Source organism: Ruegeria atlantica (genome assembly GCF_013032505.1).
Classification (GTDB): domain Bacteria; phylum Pseudomonadota; class Alphaproteobacteria; order Rhodobacterales; family Rhodobacteraceae; genus Ruegeria; species Ruegeria atlantica_F.
This window is the reverse complement of record NZ_WQCG01000003.1, coordinates 64,251-81,289: the sequence shown is the minus strand read 5'-3', so window position 1 is coordinate 81,289 and position 17,039 is coordinate 64,251. Positions and strand designations below refer to the sequence as shown.

General features: G+C 56.9%; 18 protein-coding genes, 1 tRNA gene and 1 riboswitch. Of the genes, 10 read left to right on the top strand and 9 right to left on the bottom strand.

Translation table 11 applies throughout. The features are described 5' to 3' along the window. Nucleotides 1–2: 2 nt before the first annotated feature. The 4 genes from cobW to GOW92_RS12035 form a co-directional block, all read right to left on the bottom strand. A complete protein-coding gene (cobW, locus tag GOW92_RS12050) occupies nucleotides 3–1,058 on the bottom strand; it encodes a cobalamin biosynthesis protein CobW (RefSeq protein WP_170560860.1) in 1,056 nt (351 codons plus the stop codon). Further along, nucleotides 1,055–1,444: a DUF1636 family protein gene (locus GOW92_RS12045; protein WP_170560859.1), complete on the bottom strand. Its 390-nt coding sequence runs from the start codon at nucleotides 1,442–1,444 to the stop codon at nucleotides 1,055–1,057. The genes cobW and GOW92_RS12045 overlap by 4 nt, the downstream gene beginning before the upstream one ends. 83 nt (nucleotides 1,445–1,527) lie before the next feature. Next, nucleotides 1,528–1,736: riboswitch (cobalamin riboswitch) on the bottom strand. Between the two features lie 173 nt (nucleotides 1,737–1,909). After that, nucleotides 1,910–2,119, bottom strand: a complete 210-nt coding sequence (locus tag GOW92_RS12040) for a hypothetical protein (protein ID WP_170560858.1) — start codon at nucleotides 2,117–2,119, stop codon at nucleotides 1,910–1,912. Between the two features lie 121 nt (nucleotides 2,120–2,240). Beyond that, nucleotides 2,241–2,314, bottom strand: a tRNA-Cys gene (locus tag GOW92_RS12035). A 227-nt stretch (nucleotides 2,315–2,541) separates the two neighbouring features. Here GOW92_RS12035 and GOW92_RS12030 point away from each other — a divergent pair. From GOW92_RS12030 to GOW92_RS12020, 3 genes are all read left to right on the top strand, one after another. After that, nucleotides 2,542–3,195, top strand: a complete 654-nt coding sequence (locus tag GOW92_RS12030) for a protein-L-isoaspartate O-methyltransferase family protein (protein ID WP_170560857.1) — start codon at nucleotides 2,542–2,544, stop codon at nucleotides 3,193–3,195. Between the two features lie 95 nt (nucleotides 3,196–3,290). Beyond that, on the top strand, nucleotides 3,291–4,709 hold the full coding sequence (locus GOW92_RS12025) for a TolC family outer membrane protein (protein ID WP_170560856.1): 1,419 nt from the start codon (nucleotides 3,291–3,293) through the stop codon (nucleotides 4,707–4,709). Nucleotides 4,710–4,783: 74 nt separating this feature from the next. Then, complete coding sequence (locus tag GOW92_RS12020; protein WP_170560855.1) at nucleotides 4,784–5,548, top strand: hypothetical protein; 765 nt, start codon at nucleotides 4,784–4,786, stop codon at nucleotides 5,546–5,548. A 3-nt stretch (nucleotides 5,549–5,551) separates the two neighbouring features. Here the strand turns inward: GOW92_RS12020 and GOW92_RS12015 are convergent, their stop codons facing one another. Further along, nucleotides 5,552–7,009, bottom strand: a complete 1,458-nt coding sequence (locus GOW92_RS12015) for a cobyric acid synthase (protein ID WP_170560854.1) — start codon at nucleotides 7,007–7,009, stop codon at nucleotides 5,552–5,554. Between the two features lie 60 nt (nucleotides 7,010–7,069). On the opposite strand from GOW92_RS12015, the gene GOW92_RS12010 reads away from it, so the two are divergent. After that, entirely contained in the window at nucleotides 7,070–7,639 is a 570-nt protein-coding gene (locus tag GOW92_RS12010; protein ID WP_170560853.1) for a cobalamin biosynthesis protein CobQ, read from the top strand. Nucleotides 7,640–7,706: 67 nt separating this feature from the next. Here GOW92_RS12010 and GOW92_RS12005 read toward each other — a convergent pair whose 3' ends face one another. Next, nucleotides 7,707–8,027: a DUF6280 family protein gene (locus GOW92_RS12005; protein WP_008757056.1), complete on the bottom strand. Its 321-nt coding sequence runs from the start codon at nucleotides 8,025–8,027 to the stop codon at nucleotides 7,707–7,709. A gap of 218 nt (nucleotides 8,028–8,245) precedes the next feature. Here GOW92_RS12005 and efp point away from each other — a divergent pair, with 218 nt between their 5' ends. Further along, the gene (gene efp, locus GOW92_RS12000) at nucleotides 8,246–8,809 is read left to right on the top strand and encodes an elongation factor P (RefSeq protein WP_170560852.1); all 564 of its coding nucleotides are present in this window, start codon (nucleotides 8,246–8,248) and stop codon (nucleotides 8,807–8,809) included. A gap of 56 nt (nucleotides 8,810–8,865) precedes the next feature. Here the strand turns inward: efp and GOW92_RS11995 are convergent, their stop codons facing one another. Together GOW92_RS11995 and ygfZ are read right to left on the bottom strand one after the other, a co-directional pair. After that, entirely contained in the window at nucleotides 8,866–9,810 is a 945-nt protein-coding gene (locus GOW92_RS11995; protein WP_170560851.1) for an ABC transporter transmembrane domain-containing protein, read from the bottom strand. A 106-nt stretch (nucleotides 9,811–9,916) separates the two neighbouring features. Beyond that, the gene (ygfZ, locus tag GOW92_RS11990; RefSeq protein ID WP_170560850.1) at nucleotides 9,917–10,654 is read right to left on the bottom strand and encodes a CAF17-like 4Fe-4S cluster assembly/insertion protein YgfZ; all 738 of its coding nucleotides are present in this window, start codon (nucleotides 10,652–10,654) and stop codon (nucleotides 9,917–9,919) included. Between the two features lie 74 nt (nucleotides 10,655–10,728). On the opposite strand from ygfZ, the gene GOW92_RS11985 reads away from it, so the two are divergent. Further along, nucleotides 10,729–11,403 carry a TIGR04283 family arsenosugar biosynthesis glycosyltransferase gene (locus GOW92_RS11985; protein WP_170560849.1) on the top strand — a complete coding sequence of 225 codons (675 nt, stop codon included), beginning with the start codon at nucleotides 10,729–10,731 and terminating at the stop codon, nucleotides 11,401–11,403. Between the two features lie 840 nt (nucleotides 11,404–12,243). Here GOW92_RS11985 and GOW92_RS11975 read toward each other — a convergent pair. Next, nucleotides 12,244–13,131 (bottom strand): MurR/RpiR family transcriptional regulator, encoded by an 888-nt coding sequence (locus GOW92_RS11975; protein ID WP_170560848.1) that lies wholly within the window; start codon nucleotides 13,129–13,131, stop codon nucleotides 12,244–12,246. 136 nt (nucleotides 13,132–13,267) lie between these two features. Between GOW92_RS11975 and GOW92_RS11970 the strand changes: the two genes are divergently transcribed. The 4 genes from GOW92_RS11970 to GOW92_RS11955 are packed head-to-tail and all read left to right on the top strand — an operon-like array spanning nucleotide 13,268 to nucleotide 17,006. Beyond that, on the top strand, nucleotides 13,268–14,023 hold the full coding sequence (locus GOW92_RS11970) for an N-formylglutamate amidohydrolase (protein ID WP_254453019.1): 756 nt from the start codon (nucleotides 13,268–13,270) through the stop codon (nucleotides 14,021–14,023). A gap of 8 nt (nucleotides 14,024–14,031) precedes the next feature. Beyond that, nucleotides 14,032–14,604 (top strand): TRAP transporter small permease subunit, encoded by a 573-nt coding sequence (locus GOW92_RS11965; protein WP_170561506.1) that lies wholly within the window; start codon nucleotides 14,032–14,034, stop codon nucleotides 14,602–14,604. Next, the gene (locus GOW92_RS11960; protein WP_170560846.1) at nucleotides 14,601–15,920 is read left to right on the top strand and encodes a TRAP transporter large permease; all 1,320 of its coding nucleotides are present in this window, start codon (nucleotides 14,601–14,603) and stop codon (nucleotides 15,918–15,920) included. Before GOW92_RS11965 ends, GOW92_RS11960 begins: the two co-directional genes overlap by 4 nt. A 51-nt stretch (nucleotides 15,921–15,971) precedes the next feature. Then, entirely contained in the window at nucleotides 15,972–17,006 is a 1,035-nt protein-coding gene (locus GOW92_RS11955) for a TRAP transporter substrate-binding protein (protein WP_170417601.1), read from the top strand. Nucleotides 17,007–17,039 lie beyond the last annotated feature (33 nt).

Sequence of the window (17,039 nt, the reverse complement as noted above, 5' to 3'; positions counted from 1 at the left end):
GCTTACTCGGCGGCCTCGGTCACGCCCACGAGGATATCGCGGATCGCGGCCTCTTTGATGTCGTCATGCTCGGCGATCACAACCAGACGCGAACGGCGCTCTTCGCCGGGTTCCCACGGGCGGTCGTACTGGTGGCGTACACGGGCACCAACAGCCTGAACCAGCAGACGCATCGGTTTGCCCTGAACGGCAGCATAGCCTTTGACCCGCAGGATGTTCAGCTCATTGGCCAGACGTTCGATATTGGCGACCAGTTGGGCCGGATCGGTCTGTTCTGGCAGCTCGACGATGATGCTTTCGAAATCGTCATGCTCGTGATCGTGGTGTCCGTCGTGATGGCTTGGGCGGGCGTCCATGTCATCCTCGGCAGCGGCTTCGAGGCCCAGAACGACGCGCACGTCTACGGCGCCTTCGGCGACTTCTACCACAGGCAGCGGGCGAGGGGCCTCGGCTGCGATGATCTCTTTGGCCTTGGCGACACCCTCGGGACCGGCCAGATCGGGCTTGGTCAGCAGGATGATGTCGGCGCAGGAGATCTGGTCCTCGAACACTTCGGACAGGGGCGTTTCGTGGTCGATCGAGTCGTCCGCCAGGCGCTGGGCGTCCACGGCTTCGACATTCGGAGCAAAGCGTCCTGCAGCCACGGCCTCGGCATCTGCCAGAGCGATCACACCATCAACGGTGATTTTGGAGCGGATATCAGGCCAGTCGAATGCCTTCAGCAGCGGCTTGGGCAGCGCGAGGCCGGAGGTTTCGATCAGGATGTGATCCGGGCGCGGCTCCAGCGCCATAAGCGCCTCGATAGTCGGGATGAAGTCATCAGCCACGGTGCAACAGATGCAGCCATTGGCCAGCTCCATGATGTTTTCCGCCGGGCAATCCGGGATGGCGCAGGATTTCAGGATGTCACCATCGACGCCAACGTCACCGAACTCATTGACGACCACGGCCAAGCGTTTGCCCTGCGGATTCTGCATCAGGTGCTTGACCAGCGTGGTCTTGCCCGAGCCCAGAAAGCCGGTGATCACGGTGACGGGAAGTTTTTCGAGGTTGCTCATTTCAGGGCTCCAATCGGGGGAATGCGGGCCGCACAGTTTTTGCGGAAATGTTCGGGGCGCTCACGCCATTTGACCAGACCGTCTTCGGCGGCCAGATATTTGGTGACGCCGTCAACGATGGTTTCAACGTGGTCGGACTCGTCGAGGTTTTCATAAACGAAGGTCCAGCGGGACGGGCCACCACGCAAAACGATCGAACATCCCTGATCACAGTTCGACAGGCATTCCACCGGCTTCAGGTCCACGCCGTCAGGCAAGCCAGCCTGCTCCAGAGCTTTGTGCAGCAAAGTACCGGGTCGCTGGGCGTCATCTTCGATGGGCAGCCCGCGACGGCATGTCGTGCAGACCAGCAATTCGACTGGTGTGGTCTCGGTCACGTCTCTCATCCCCCTCATCCTTTATACGGGGGACGGGGTTTCATGCGGGCCACGTGTGCGACATGGACCCGACACCGGAACACCCCGCCCGGTTTCAACTTCGGGTGCTGGCAGGTCTCCCGGCTTGCGGATGTCAGAGGCGGCCTCTGTCGGATGTCCCGCCTTCCCGGCCTATTGGGCCAGTGGCTTTGGGCACCCTCTCCGGTCACGGTCGCGGGGGCGGCTGCGCTTGGCGATGACATCGCTGGCACATTCCCTTTTCATCCATCCGAGGATGGACACCAACGCCAGCGACATGCGGCACGGGCAGGGGGCTTGTCAAGCATGAGAGGTGGGTGAAAACCCTTCACGTCAGAAAAGCGACGTGCCGATGTCAGTCAGCGGCATCCGAGGCAAGCCGATCATGCAGACAAGATCAAACTGCTCCGCCGCCGCAGATGATTGAGCGTCTTAGCGCCCGACAATCAAGTCGTTTTAATTCACGAATGGAATCGCGGGACCTGCAATCGCAACAATCGCATTTTGTACCAGCATCTGAGCGATAACTGCGGCATGCGCATAGGAACGCAACGGAGGCAAAGCGTGACCTTCAACGCCCGACGCACAGTGCGTCATGTCCAGTCTGTGCGCGTTCACAAGCGTCGATCTGGCATGGTTGGCAGCCTCCTCAAGCCGCTTCGGCATGCCGTCCCAGACTTCAGTGCTGAAATAAACGTGGTTCCGGAGTCCAAGAGGCAACTGGTACCCAACTGTAAACGCCTGAAATTTCGGAGGCAAAGCACAGGGTGCCATACGAGGAAGAAAATGGAGGCGAGTACCGGAATCGAACCGGTGTACACGGATTTGCAATCCGCTGCGTCACCACTCCGCCAACTCGCCTTTTCAAGTAAAATCAAATACTTGTCGTGGTGTGACAGGCGTTTTAGCAGCTTTCGACAGTAGCGTCCAGAGGGGGAAACGCAATTTTCGGAGCAGGGTGCAAACTAGGCCTCTGGTTGCGACGTTGTATCCTGTGCGAATTAGTAAGTTTCCGTGTCTGGGCCGTTGCCGGTTTTTCAAGGATGTGGCAGAACTCAATCACCCAAGGGAACAAAACGAGCGATCCAATGACAGATTTCGCAGCCCGTCGCCGGACAATGGTCGATACACAGATACGTCCTTCTGATGTCACGAAATTTCCCATCATCGACGCGATGCTGACCGTCAAGCGTGAAAACTTCGTGCCGGACTCACAGCGCGAGGCGGCTTATGTCGAGGGATTGATCGAACTGGGCGACGGACGCTGCATGTTAGAGCCGCGGACATTGGCCAAGATGTTGGACATTTTGAACATCTCCAATGACGAGTCAGTTTTGGATATTGCCCCGGCTCTGGGGTATTCGACCGCCGTTGCTGCGCGTATGGCACAATTGGTTGTCGCCGTGGAAGAAGACGAAAGCCTGGCGGCCGAATCTCAGTCCATCCTGATGGAAGCGGACGCGGACAATGCGATTGTGCATGTCGGTCCACTTGCGCAAGGCGCCCCCGAACATGGGCCCTACGACGTGATCGTAATCCAGGGTGGTGTGGAACAGGTTCCGGATGCGTTGATTGCGCAGCTCAAGGATCACGGGCGTATTGCCTGCCTTTTCGTCGAAGGCGCGTTGGGGACCGTCCGTATCGGCCACAAATCCGGAGATCGCGTGACCTGGCGCGACGCGTTTAACGCCAATGCACCGATTTTACAGGCATTTTCCACGAACCGTGTATTTTCGCTATAGTTTAATGGCGGATTGCTCTGCTGCCTTGATTAGTTGAACACAAACGCGCAAACTGTCGGCAGAGCAGCGTAATTTTGATTTGAGAGGATTTCGTTATGAGTTCTATGGCGGGAGGAAAGCTGGTCAAGGCGCTGGCGCTGACTGCGGGGGTCGCACTTAGCTTTGTACCGGGACGGGCCGTTTGGGCCGACAATATAACTGACGCATTCATTGGCGCGTACAATACCAGCGGTCTGCTGGAGCAAAACCGAGCCTTGTTGCGTGCAGCAGACGAAGACGTGGCAATCGCGTTGTCTGCGCTTCGACCGATCATCAACTGGACGGTTTCAATTAGCAGCAACTACAATCGTCGCAACATCAGCGATGTGGTGACAAGAACCGACCCGAACAACTTCTTTACGGGGTTGACGCTCGGCCAACTGCTCTACGATGGCGGGGCTTCTGTACTGGGCAAGCAGTCGGCGCAAGAAACGGTGCTATCCACCCGACAGACCCTTGTTGACATCGAGCAACAGGTTCTGTTCCGCGGCGCAAATGCCTATCTCGAAGTTCTCCTGCAGGAAGAAACCGTGCAGATTCGCCTGAACAACGTCGATGTATCGGCCGAGGAATTGCGAGCATCGCAGGACCGGTTCGATGTGGGCGAAGTTACGCGTACTGACGTCGCGCTGTCACAAGCTCAGCTTGCCAGTTCGCAAGCCGATCTGGCGGTTGCGCGCGGTAACCTCGACACGGCGCAGGCGGAATATGTGAATGCAGTCGGCAAATCGCCCGGACGAACAGCAGGTCAACCGAGCCTACCAAATCTGCCAAGCTCGGAAGCGCAGGCCGTAAGTCTGGCGCAGCGTAACCACCCGGCAATTCTTTCGGCGCAGCACCAGGTGCGCGCTTTCGACCTGATCGTCGCGCAGCAGCGCGCCAATCTGGGTCCGAACGTTAGCCTGAACGCATTCGCCGGTATTACTGAGACCTACGACAACGATGACAACATCGAAGACGGCTCGGTTTCGCTGGACTTCAGTCAACCGATCTATGCCGGTGGTCGCCTAGCCGCAAGCGTACGCCGCGCCATGGCAACACGGGATGCGTCACGCGCCAACCTGTTGAATGTGCAGAAGGATATCACTCAGGGTGTGACAGATGCTTACGCTCGTTTCCAGGCCGCATCAGCAAGTTTGCGGGCGTCGACCGAACGGGTTCGTGCATCGCAAGTGGCGTTTGATGGTATCCGCGAAGAAGCTACTTTGGGCGCCCGGACCACGCTGGATGTTCTGAACGCACAGCAAGACCTTCTGGACGCGCAACTGGCCGAGGTTGCATCGCGGATTGAGCGGTCCCGCGCTGCATATCAGCTGTTGCAGGCGCAGGGTTTGTTGACCGCCGAACGTTTGGGACTTGCGGTACAGATCTATGATCCGACGCTGTACTACAATCTGGTCAAAAAAGCGCCGGCTCAGGTCAGCAGACAAAGCAAGGACCTGGATCGGGTTCTCAAAGCGTTGCGCCGCGACTAGGGCCCAATACTACCTGTTGTGACGCCCGGTTTGTTTGGCTACACTCAATCCTGAGGATAGAGCGGTAGAGAACAATGACGGATAAAGTCGTGAACGGCAGAGTAGAGGACGTGTTGTCCTCGATCAAACGGCTGGTCGGTGAAAGAGGTGAGCAAACCTCGGAACCGACGCCTTCAATCGCCCGCAAACCCGGGCGATTGGTGCTTACCGATGCATTGCGAGTCGGCGGAACGTCCAGCATTCAGGACGGCCCTGAGAATGAGGTCGACGTTAAAGAAGGCTATACGGCGGATGCGTCGGTCAAGCCCATGCTTTTGCGCGCGTGTGACATCGTAAATCGTGAAGATCCCGCCAACAAAGAACAGGTTTCCCCAGAGCCGCCCAAAGACGCGACCAACAGCCTGAGTGCAAAGATTGAAGCGCTTGAGGCGGCGATTGCACGCACTGAGGACCAGTGGGAACCGGACGGTGACAGCGAAGACGAGTATTCCGGTACTCCGGCGAAAGCCCTTGAATTCAGCGCGCGGAAGGAATTCGCAGAAACCGAAGAGAAGAAGGCCGAGCCCTCTAAGGCTGAAGTGAAAGAGGCTGTGGCCACGACCAAGGCAACGTTTGTTCGGGACCCCGAGGTAAAAACTGCTGCACCAGTTCCTCCTGCCAAAGCGGCAGAGGAAGAAACTGGGGTAGCTGGCTTAGATGAAGACGCCCTGCGCAAAATGATCGCCGAGGTCGTCCGTGAAGAATTGCAGGGTGTTTTGGGTGAACGCATCACCCGTAACGTCCGCAAGATGGTCCGGCGCGAAATATACAAAGCCCTAGCCGAGCAGAACGTCGAATAACGCTCAGACAGTGCGTGGCGTCTCGGCAAGCGCCAGTAGACGGTCCAGATCCATAGTCTTTTCAAGATGATCTGCCAGCGCGTCCAGCGTCTCATCGACCCCGTCTTCATAGGACAGGTCCGAAGTCACGCCCAACTGTGACAGGTAAGAGGCGCGGAATGCGTCCGAACTGAAGATACCATGCAGGTAACTGCCGCGAATTCGACCGGTGCCATTAGCAGCGCCTTCTGACCGCCCCTCTACCTCTAGCCAAGCGCGTGCACAATCGGGGCCTTCGGTGCGGCCCATGTGAATTTCATAGCCCGACACCGGCTCTCCTCCGTCAAGGGCGCGGGCTGAGGTGAGTTTCACCTGTTTTTTCCCGGCCATCACAGTTTCAACATCCAGAAGGCCCAACCCTTCGACGGTGCCTGGTCGGCCGTCGACGCCATCCGGGTCAGCGATTGTCTTGCCCAGCATCTGATAGCCGCCGCACAAGCCCAGAACGTAACCACCTCGTCGGACGTGGGCATATAGGTCGACATCCCAGCCCTGGGCCCGGAAATAGGCCAGATCCCCGATCGTGGATTTGCTGCCGGGCAGCAACACCAAATCGGCATCGCCGGGCAGGGCGTGTCCTGCCGGGACGATCTCGACCGAGACGCCGGGTTCGGCAGACAGCGGATCAAGATCGTCGAAATTGGCCATGCGTTCCAATTGCGGCACGACCACTTTGCAGGCGCCGCCAGCGTGGGACCTTATATCCATCATATCCTCGGCCGGGAGCTTCCACGCATCATGGAACCATGGAACAACGCCCAAACATGGCCATCCGGTACGCGCGGCGATATCATCGCGACCTTCGTCGAAAAGAGAGACGTCGCCCTTAAATCGATTGACCGCAAAACCCCGGATCATTTCAAGATCACTTACGTCGAGAACTGCCTGGGTGCCTACGATCTGGGCAATGACGCCCCCGCGGTGAATGTCCCCCACCAGAACAACGGGCACGCCGGCGGCGCGCGCAAATCCCATGTTGGCGATGTCACCCTTGCGTAAATTGGTCTCGGCCGGGCTGCCCGCACCTTCGATTAGGATTAGGTCGGCATCGCTGCACAGTCGGTAAAAGCTTTCAAGTGCAGCACCCAGCAGTTTGGATTTGTCTTTGCGGTAATCCCCCGCTTTCATTGTGCCCGCACGCTGACCCTGTACGATAATCTGAGCGCCAGTGTCAGTTTCCGGTTTCAGCAGGATCGGATTCATGTCCGTATGCGTCGCGCGTCGCGCGGCCCATGCCTGCAGAGCCTGAGCGCGCCCAATCTCACCACCGTTTTCGGTGACGGCGGCATTGTTCGACATGTTCTGTGGTTTGAACGGTGCAACGCGCAAGCCGCGCCGGGTAAAAGCCCGCGCCAGACCGGCCACAAGAACCGATTTCCCGACATTGCTGCCGGTGCCCTGAATCATGATGGACCGAACCATGGCCTGTCTCCTATGTTGACGCGCAGATGACCTGATTTGCAGGCAAAGGAAAAGCCAAAGTTGAATACGCCAGCGCATCTTTTGATCGGAGCTGCCGCCTTTGCCCGCCCCGCCCACGGACGAATCCTGTGGGCAGCGCTGCTTGGATCGTTATTGCCTGATCTTTCCCTTTATGTGATGGCGGGCACGTCCCTCTTCCTGCTTGGGATACCGCCAAATGTGGTCTTCGATCAGCTTTATTTTTCCGACGGCTGGCAGACCGTGTTTGCGATCGACAATTCATTTGTCCTTTGGGGGTTTGCTTTGATTGTTGGGGTCTGGGCACATCGGGCGGCCTTGACCGTTGGCGCATCCGCCGGATTGTTGCATCTTGCGATGGATTTTCTGCTGCATGCAGGGGACGGGCGGCCTCAGTTCTGGCCGTTCAGCGAGTGGGTGTTTCACAGCCCGGTCAGTTATTGGGACAGTTCACATCACGCCGTGTGGGTCGCTCCCCTTTCCGCCGTGCTTTGTGTCACGTGTTATACCGTTTTGTGGCGTCGCGGTATGTCAGTCTGGGCGAAAATATTCTTCGCGGTGCTGTTAGTGGCCGAGCTATGGGTTGCACGGCAGTGGTTGTTATTCTTTTGACAGTTGGCATAAGAAAAGCGCGCTCCCATGTTGGGAGCGCGCTTTTTCATGCGATAGTCGCCCTGGATCAGGCGGCTTCTGCTTGCTGGGCGGCGTTGCGGCGCTCGCTTTCTTCACGCGACAGTGCAACCGAAGTGCGCACACCGCGTCCAACGAACTCCATCAGTCCGCCAACAACGCGCTCATTCGGGTCGATACCCGCGCACGACAGTACTTCGCGACCATCACGAGAACGTGCCCAACGGGCGATTTGTTCCGGGCCATTGCCATACTTCTTGTCGTCGGCAATAGCGTCATCCAGCGCAGCCAGTACGACGGCCGCGAAAAGTTTACGTGCACGATTGCCTTGTTCGTTATTAAAGGCTGTGCCGTCAACGAAATCTCTCATCTCGTCTTCCTTGTTGTTCTTGCTCTTGCATTTTCGGCGTGACGGTTCTTATGACTGATTAAGTGCGATTCGGATACACTTAAAATGCATAGTTGCGTTGCGTCATTTGCATAGCTTGCTGCAAGTGCAGCACTAGGTCTCGTTGTCTTGTCAGGTGTGTTCCCGCCAGATATAGGGACGGGAACTGACGCATCAACCGTTTGTGAAGGAATTAAGTCATGCCCAAGATAAATGGGAACGAAATTCGCCCCGGAAATGTGCTTGAGCATAACGGCGGGCTGTGGGCCGCAGTCAAAGTTGACCACGTAAAGCCCGGTAAAGGCGGTGCTTTTGCACAGGTCGAACTGCGCAATCTGCGCAACGGTTCAAAGTTGAACGAGCGATTCCGTTCGGCGGACAAAGTTGAACGTGTGCGCCTGGAACAGAAAGATCAGCAGTTCCTGTACGAATCTGACGGTATGCTGGTCTTCATGGATTCCGAGACGTATGAGCAGATCGAACTGCCTGCAGAGCTGCTGGGTGAACGCCGTCCGTTTCTGCAGGACGGCATGACAATTGTCGTTGAGTTTTATGAAAGCGAGGCTTTGAACGCCACGCTGCCCCAGAAAGTGACCTGCAAGATCGTTGAGACCGAGCCTGTGGTCAAAGGTCAGACCGCAGCAAACTCGTTCAAGCCGGCCATTCTGGATAACGGTGTCAAAGTCATGGTGCCGCCGTTCATCGGTCAGGATGAGATGATCATCGTGAATACCGAAACCATGGATTATTCCGAACGCGCGTAACCTTGCGTTCACCGAAACAAAGAAAACCGCGTGGGCTGTGTCGCGCGGTTTTTTTGTCAGTTACTCCGCTTGACGTGGCGATACCGCTCAGGGTTGGGGCCAAAAAGTTCGAGCATCAGATCATACTTGATGCGATTGGCGCTGACCTGCCGATAATAGGCGATCAGAAAGGCCGTAGGGCCCTGAATACGGCTTAGGCCACTGGTGGCGGCCACCACGGTGCCAACATCCGTTTTTCCATTCAAAACAAGATAGCCACCCAACATCAGCACGCCGACCGTTCCGGCCCCGTTGATGACGCTCAACAGAAACTTGGCCGACAGCTTCCAGATGAACATTTTGCGCCGCGTCTCGTAGATATCGTCGAACTGGGTCTCAACTTCGCGTGCGATTTCGTTGATCTGCTCGACATTCAGTTTGTCTGTGGCTCCGCGCAAAATCCGGACTCGTTCGGCGATAAAGACGTTCACCTTGCGTTGAGATATCAGCACAATGATGATCTGCGGCACGATCATCGAGAAAGCAATCATGCCCAATCCCGGTTGGGTTGATGAGATGTAACCAATCACACTGATCAACGTGCCGATCTGAACGACCGGGTCCGAGAACGCGCCGCCCGCAAACTTGCCCAACTCTTCTGACTCAGCTGAAATCGCCGTGGTCATTGTGCCCTTGCGCACTGTTTCACCCGAGACATTGATATCCTCGGCGCGCCGCAGCAGCCTTTGGCGGATCATGCGGATCAGATCTTCGCCCAACGTGCCTGCGCGATAGCCCAATAGCCATTTAAGGGCGAGGCTAAGGACAATGACGGACATCATTCCGGCACCCAGGTAGAGCAGCTTGTCTGTGCCAACGTCGTCCGAGGTCAGGTGGTTTATGATATCGCGCTGAAACTCCAGCGGAACGGCAGCCAAACCCGCAATCGCAATGGACAAAACGATAAGAATGATCTGCCGCCCAGCGCTGGCGCGCCAGATCGCTCTGTATAACTGGAACATACGTGCATCCGGTTTGCTGAACTCAAACCAGTGTGACAGCGCGCTTGGTCATGTTCAAACCATACAAAACCGGTCGGAGGATCAGCCGTGCCGGTTCGGCAACATGTTAAGTGCCGAGCCGAATGGTGGCGTCATCTGCCTGCATGTCGTCACCTACGCGGTCCAGCCGCAAATAGGCTATTCCGCGACCGTTGGATTGGGTGAACAAAGTCCCTGCAGGCTTGCCTCCGGAGGTGATCGCGGTGCCAATTGCTGCAGAGTTGTCGACATGGACGCTACGCAGACCTTTGCGCAGTTCGGTCTTGTGTTTCATCCGTGCAGTGACTTCTTGACCGACATAGCATCCTTTCTTGAAGTCCACGCCATTCAACGCCTCGAACCCGGCTTCGAGAATATAGCTGTCGGCGGTCAGTTCAATTCCGGTTTCTGGAATGCAGTGACGCACACGGATCGCATCCCAATCGGTGCCATCATCGCTTTCTGCGTCCACACTATAGGACCGCCAGCCCATATCTTCGTGGCGCGGGTCGGGCAGGGCGCCTTCGGGCGTCGGGCCGGTACCGCGCTGAAGGTTCAGGCCGCTGTTTTCGATACTGACGTCCGCGCGCAGTTTGTACATGCCAAGTCGTTTCGCCAGCCCATCGGCCAGTTCTTCGGCGACGTCCAGCAACACCGCGTCACCCTCACGTTTCAGGAAGAAGTCTGCCAGATACTTGCCTTGAGGGGTCAGCAAGGCGGCGTAGACCAGTCCATTGTCCAACCCTGCAATATCGTTGGTCACCAACCCTTGGAGAAAGCTGTCGGTGTCCGAGCCGCTCAGGCGCAAAATACGGCGGTTGGGCATCTGAGTTGTCCTCGTCTTTTCCTCGGGCCTCGTGATATAGGAGTTTCCGCTGCCATGACCAGAGGGTTTCCGCCGTGCCTGCGCCGATTAGCATCGTCATCCCGACCCTGAACGCGGAAAAGACCCTTCCTGCGACCCTGGCGGCCTTGATGGAAGGTTTGCAGGCGGGGTTGATCCGCGAGTTGATCGTCACGGATGGTGGATCGACCGATCATACTCTTGAAATTGCCGATGAGGCCGGGGCTGAGATTGTCGCTGGGCCGCCGTCTCGCGGCGGGCAACTAGCCAAAGGATGCGCCGCAGCCAAAGGCGACTGGTTGCTTGTCCTGCACGCCGATACGGTTCTGCAACACGGCTGGAGCAAACCCGTAAGCGACCACCTTGTCACCGGGACCCCGGCGGCGTTTCGTCTGGCGTTTCGGGCGTCAGGCTTTGCGTCGACGTGGGTGGCAGGTTGGGCCAATCTGCGCAGTCGTCTGTTCAGCCTGCCGTATGGCGACCAGGGCCTGTTGGTTCCATCTGAGATGTATCGCAAGGCGGGAGGCTTTCCCGATCAACCGTTGATGGAGGACGTGGCTTTGGCCCGTAGTTTGCGCGGCATCACCTTGCTGCCCAGCAGTGCCGTTACGAGTGCTGATCGTTATCAACGTGCGGGTTGGCTTCGTCGAGGTGGGCGGAACCTCTGGACTCTGACGCGCTACTTTCTTGGCGCAGATCCTGAGACGCTGGCGCGGGACTATCGTCGCTGAGCGAGGCGCGCAGTTCGACAACGGATTTGCCCAGTCGGAAGGGTGCGGCGAAGCTGACCAGACATAGCGCGATGATCTGCAGCACAAGTATATGCGCGTTGGCCTGCAGATATTCCCATTCGTCCTTCAACTTGCCGACCTGTTCAACCAGATCATCATAGCTTTGCGCCAGAATCAGATAATCGCCTGCAATCGCGGGGACCTTGCGACGCATATTGTCGATCGCCGCCTGTGTCTTGTCATCCAACGTGGTAAAGACAAGGAATTGTTCGATATTGAACGCATCAGCCTTGGCCGCCATCGCTTGCATATCGTCCTTTTCTTCTTTTGCCTGACGTCCAAACAGAAATTGCAGGCCTTGCAATGGGGCAACTTCGTTAGTCACAGCAATGAACAACGGAAGGTCCGCGTTGCTGGCGGTCGAGGCGGATAGAAATTCGACCTTGTCACACAACACAGAGGTATCCGGGTCAAAAGCCGGGTCGCAAAACCGCAGCCGGAACCGTGCTGCGTCGCGGTCAAAGGCCAGCGTGGCCGCATAAGCGACGTCGATCTGGCGGTCCAGTCGCGAGCTGTCCGAAGTATAAAGTCCCGCCATAACCGCGACCAGTGCGCCAACGCCGCCCAACACCACCCAGACGAGGTCCGCGAGTTTCCAGGCACGATGCCCGGCTGGTTTGCGAAACAGAAAGGCCGTGCCAATTAACCCAAGCAGAAAGAACAGGATCAAAAGCGGCAATTGGTTGTTGGTTACGAAACTCATGACTTCAAAGTGACGGCCCGCCATGCGGCTGGCAACACTCATCACGCTCAGTTGTTTACGTTGAAAGGAAAAGAGTGTTACGAATTCGTGCTTTGGCCGAACTTTCGGAACAGTTTGGTACGATCAAAGGCCTGTTCCAGCTCGTCTGTTCGCTCTTTGACCGAATCCCACAGCCTTTCCTGCACTTCGGCGATGACGCATTCCATCAAAACCAGAATGGCTGCCATGGAGTCCCACGCGGACGGCACTGCAATACGCGCCGCAAAGGTGTGTTTGGCCAGGCGATGAATGGGTGAGCGCCACTGATCGGTGAAGAGAACAATTTCAGCCTCGCGTTCGTGGCACAGCTGGCCGATCAGTAGGGACGCGTTTTCATATCGGCGAACATCTAGTGCGATCAGCACATCGTCTTTGCGTACGTCTAGCAAGTCATGTGTCCACGATGCTGCAACGGGCAGCAGCCGCACGTCGGGGCGGATCATCTGCAGGTGCAGGTACAGGTATTGGGCCAACGTGCCGGTAATACGTCCACCGGTGATAAAGATGCGCCGGTTGGGGTCACACAACAAGTTGCAGAAACTGTCGAATTCGTCTGGATCGACCTCATCAATCGTGCGTTTCTGATTGGCGAGTGTTTGTTGGGAATACCGGTTCAGGATATGCTCTTCAGGAAGATCGTTCTGCCACAAGTCACGTTTGGCGACCGGCCCCGAGATCATTTCTTTCACTTCGCTTCGCAGCGCGGCTTGAAACTGCGGATAACCTTGAAACCCGGTCTTTTGCAGCATCCGCGCGACTGTCGTGGTGGACACCGAGGCTGCGCTGGCCAGTTCGGTGATGCTGCCCAGACCGGCCATAGGATAGTCGTCCAGCAATACGCTGACCAGCTGCCGCTCGGATGGGGTCATCTTGTCTTTGTGGGCCAGCAGCCTGTCCGTCACCCGCACGCGGCGTTCCTCCTGCATCTTTTCTACCTTAGTGTGAATAATTTTTCAGCAAGATCAAGAGTGATGAAAATTTTACAGGAAAATTATTGACAGGCTAAGGTATCATGTGGAAATTTTTCCACACACGTGTTTCTTGGAATCGCAGGGCAGTAATTTGGACTTCGGAGAAGTTGTTCATACGGACTTAGCGGATGGTCCCTATTCGGTGGTGTTGGTCTGCGAACACGCGTCCAACCGTATACCCGATGCCTTGGGCGATATGGGTTTATCCGCAGATGCGCTGCAAAGTCATATTGCCTGGGATCCGGGCGCATTGGCTGTGGCCAGGTTGATGGCCGAACGCCTGTCAGCCCCGTTGGTGCATGGTGGTGTTTCGCGGCTGGTCTATGACTGCAATCGCCCGCCCGAAGCCACGGGGGCAATGCCCTTACGCAGCGAGGATTACCTGATCCCGGCAAATGCCGACATGTCCGATGATGAACGTCACAGCAGGATCGAGGGCATTTACAAGCCTTTCGCCGCCGCTCTGTCCAATTTGATCGCTGAAAACCGGACAGGGCTTGAGCTTATGGTGACAGTTCACAGCTTTACGCCGGTGTATCATGGACAGCAACGCGCCGTTGAACTGGGTGTGCTGCACGGCACAGATGACCGCTTTGCGCAGGCGATGATGGCAACAGTTCCGGCCGACCCACCCTTTGTGACCCGCTTGAACGAGCCATACTCGGCTGCAGATGGCGTAGCGCACACGTTGGATGCACAGGCTTTGCCGACCGGTTTGCCGAACGTCATGATCGAAATCCGCAATGACCTGATCAAATCCCCGAGTCAGCAACAGGCGATGGCTGATTGTCTTGTGTCGTGGATCGCGCGGACCCTTATTGAATTTCAGAAAGGGGGCGCGACGTGATCAAAACGATGGCGTCATATGTGCGGATCGTTGATGCGGTGAATTACCGGATCGGACGGGTCATGATGTGGGGCTTGTTTGTGATGATGGGCATCCTGCTGTGGTCTTCGATCTCGAAAACCTTCTTTCTGCCATCGCTCTGGACGTTGGAAATGGCGCAGTTTGCGATGGTGACCTATTATATCATGGGTGGGCCGTACTCGATCCAGTTGGGATCGAATGTACGTATGGACCTGTTTTATCACAACTGGAGCCCACACCGGAAAGCGTGGTTCGATGCCTTCACGGTGCTGCTGCTGATCTTCTACCTGGGCGTCTTGTTTTACGGTGGGCTCGGGTCAACGGCCTACAGCCTTGGCTATTGGGGTGATGAACCGGTTTCCTACTTCATTGGTCTTCTGACAGGCACAGAGGAAATCGGGCGGCTTGAACGCTCATCAACGGCGTGGCGGCCGTATATCTGGCCGGTCAAAGCTATCATGGTGTTCGGCTTTTTCCTGATGTTGCTGCAGGCGATATCGGAATTCTTCAAAGACATAGCCCGGATCAACGGGCAGGAAATCGGGGTCTCGCGGGCATGAGCCAGGAATATATCGCCATCTTCATGTTCGCACTGATGATGCTGATGCTGTTTACCGGCCAGCGTGTCTTTGGCGCGATTGGCGCGGTGGCCACCATTGCCGCTTTGGCGCTGTGGGGGACAGGCGGGCAGGATATCACGTTCTCGGCGGCAATGAAGCTGATGAAATGGTATCCGCTGCTGACGCTGCCGATGTTCATCTTCATGGGATACGTGCTCAGCGAGAGCCGTCTGGCCGATGACCTTTATCGGATGTTCCACGTCTGGATGGGACCTGTAAATGGCGGTCTGGCCATCGGCACGATTGGCCTGATGGTTCTGGTCTCGGCCATGAACGGCCTCAGCGTTGCCGGTATGGCCATTGGCGCGACCATTGCGCTGCCGGAACTGCTGCGGCGCGGTTACGACAAGACTATGGTGACCGGCGTCATTCAGGCTGGGTCGAGTCTAGGTATCCTCGTGCCGCCTTCGGTGGTTCTGGTTCTGTACGCAATGATCGCGCGTCAGCCTGTCGGGCAGCTGTGGTTGGCCGGAATCGTTCCAGGTCTGCTGATGGCCGGGATGTTCATCCTGTATATCTGGATCAGGTGTCGTATTCAGCCCGAGCTGGGGCCGGCCATGGAAGACGCGCATGAGGTGCCACGGGCCGAGAAAATCCGGCTACTGGGGGCAGGGGCGCTGCCGCTGATCATCTTCGCCGCGATGATGGTTCCCTTTGTGAATGGCTGGACCTCGCTGGTTGAAAGCTCGGCCATTGGCGCGCTGACCGCTTTGGCCGTGTCCGTCATCAAACGGCGGATGACCTGGAAGATTTTCGAGGACTGCACCAAACAGACGCTGGCCATTTCCTGCATGTTCATGTGGATCATTCTGGCTGCGCTGGGCTTTGGTGCCGTATTCGACGGGCTGGGCGCGGTGAAAGCCATCGACAACCTGTTCACCGATCAACTGGGCCTGTCGCCGTGGATGATCCTGATCCTGATGCAGCTGAGCTTTATTGTCATGGGCACATTCCTGGACGACACGGCCATGCTGGTCATCGTGGCGCCACTTTATGTGCCGCTGGTCGGCGAACTGGGCTTTGATCTGATCTGGTACGGGGTGCTCTACACCATCACGACCCAAATCGCTTATATGACGCCACCTTTCGGCTATAACCTGTTCCTGATGCGCGCTATGGCGCCGCCCGAGATCGGGTTGAAGGACATCTACACCTCGATCTTCCCCTTTGTCGGAGTGATGGTCCTGGCCCTGACAATCATCATGTTTTTCCCGGAAATCGCCCTGTGGCTGCCCGGATATGTCTATGGAAATTAACAAGAATGCTCGGTGAACGGGCACAGAAGCTTTAACGGAGAGGAAATTGACATGACGACAAGACGTAAGTTTCTGAAAACCGCTGGGGTCGGCGTTGCAGCCGCACCGCTGGCGACGCCCGCACTGGCGCAGAACACGATTACATGGCGGATGCAGACCTATGCCGGTCCTGCGTTGGCCGAACACGTGATTGATCCCGCGATCAAGATGTTCAATCAGATTGCCGGTGACCGGATGCAGATCGAGCTGTTCTATGCCGATCAGTTGGTCCCGACGGGCGAACTGTTCCGGGCAATGCAAAAAGGCACCATCGACGCGGTTCAATCTGACGATGACTCGATGGCGTCACCGACCGAAGTCACCGTGTTCGGCGGCTACTTCCCGTTCGCCTCACGCTATTCGCTGGACGTGCCTGTGCTGTTCAATCAGTGGGGCCTGAACGAGATCTGGGACGAGGAATACTCGAAGGTAGGCGTTAAACACATCAGCGCCGGTGCATGGGATCCTTGCCACTTTGCGACCAAGGACCCGATCAACTCGCTGGCAGACATGAAGGGCAAGCGCATCTTTACCTTCCCGACAGCGGGTCGCTTCCTAAGCCAATTCGGCGTCGTGCCGGTGACTCTACCATGGGAAGACATCGAAGTTGCTGTTCAGACCGGCGAGCTGGACGGCATCGCGTGGTCGGGCATCACCGAGGACTACACCGTTGGCTGGGCCGACGTGACCAACTATTTCCTGACGAACAACGTGTCAGGCGCATGGGCGGGTCACTTCTTTGCCAATATGGACCGGTGGAACGAGTTGCCTGAGGATCTGCAGACGCTGTTCAAGGTTTGCTGTGATCAGTCGCATTACTATCGTCAGTGGTGGTATTGGGGCGGTGAAGCAAACCTGCGCGTCAACGGCACCAAGATGCAGCTGACCTCTATCCCGGACGAAGAATGGGCAACCGTCGAGGAAGCCGCCGTCAAGTTCTGGGATGAGATTGCAGCCGAGTCCGAGACTAAGGCGAAGGTTGTCGACATCTTCAAACGTTACAACGCCGAGATGCTGAAGGCCGGCCGTCCTTATCGTTACGGCTAAGAAACCCATCCTCCCGACGCGAGGGGCCTCCCT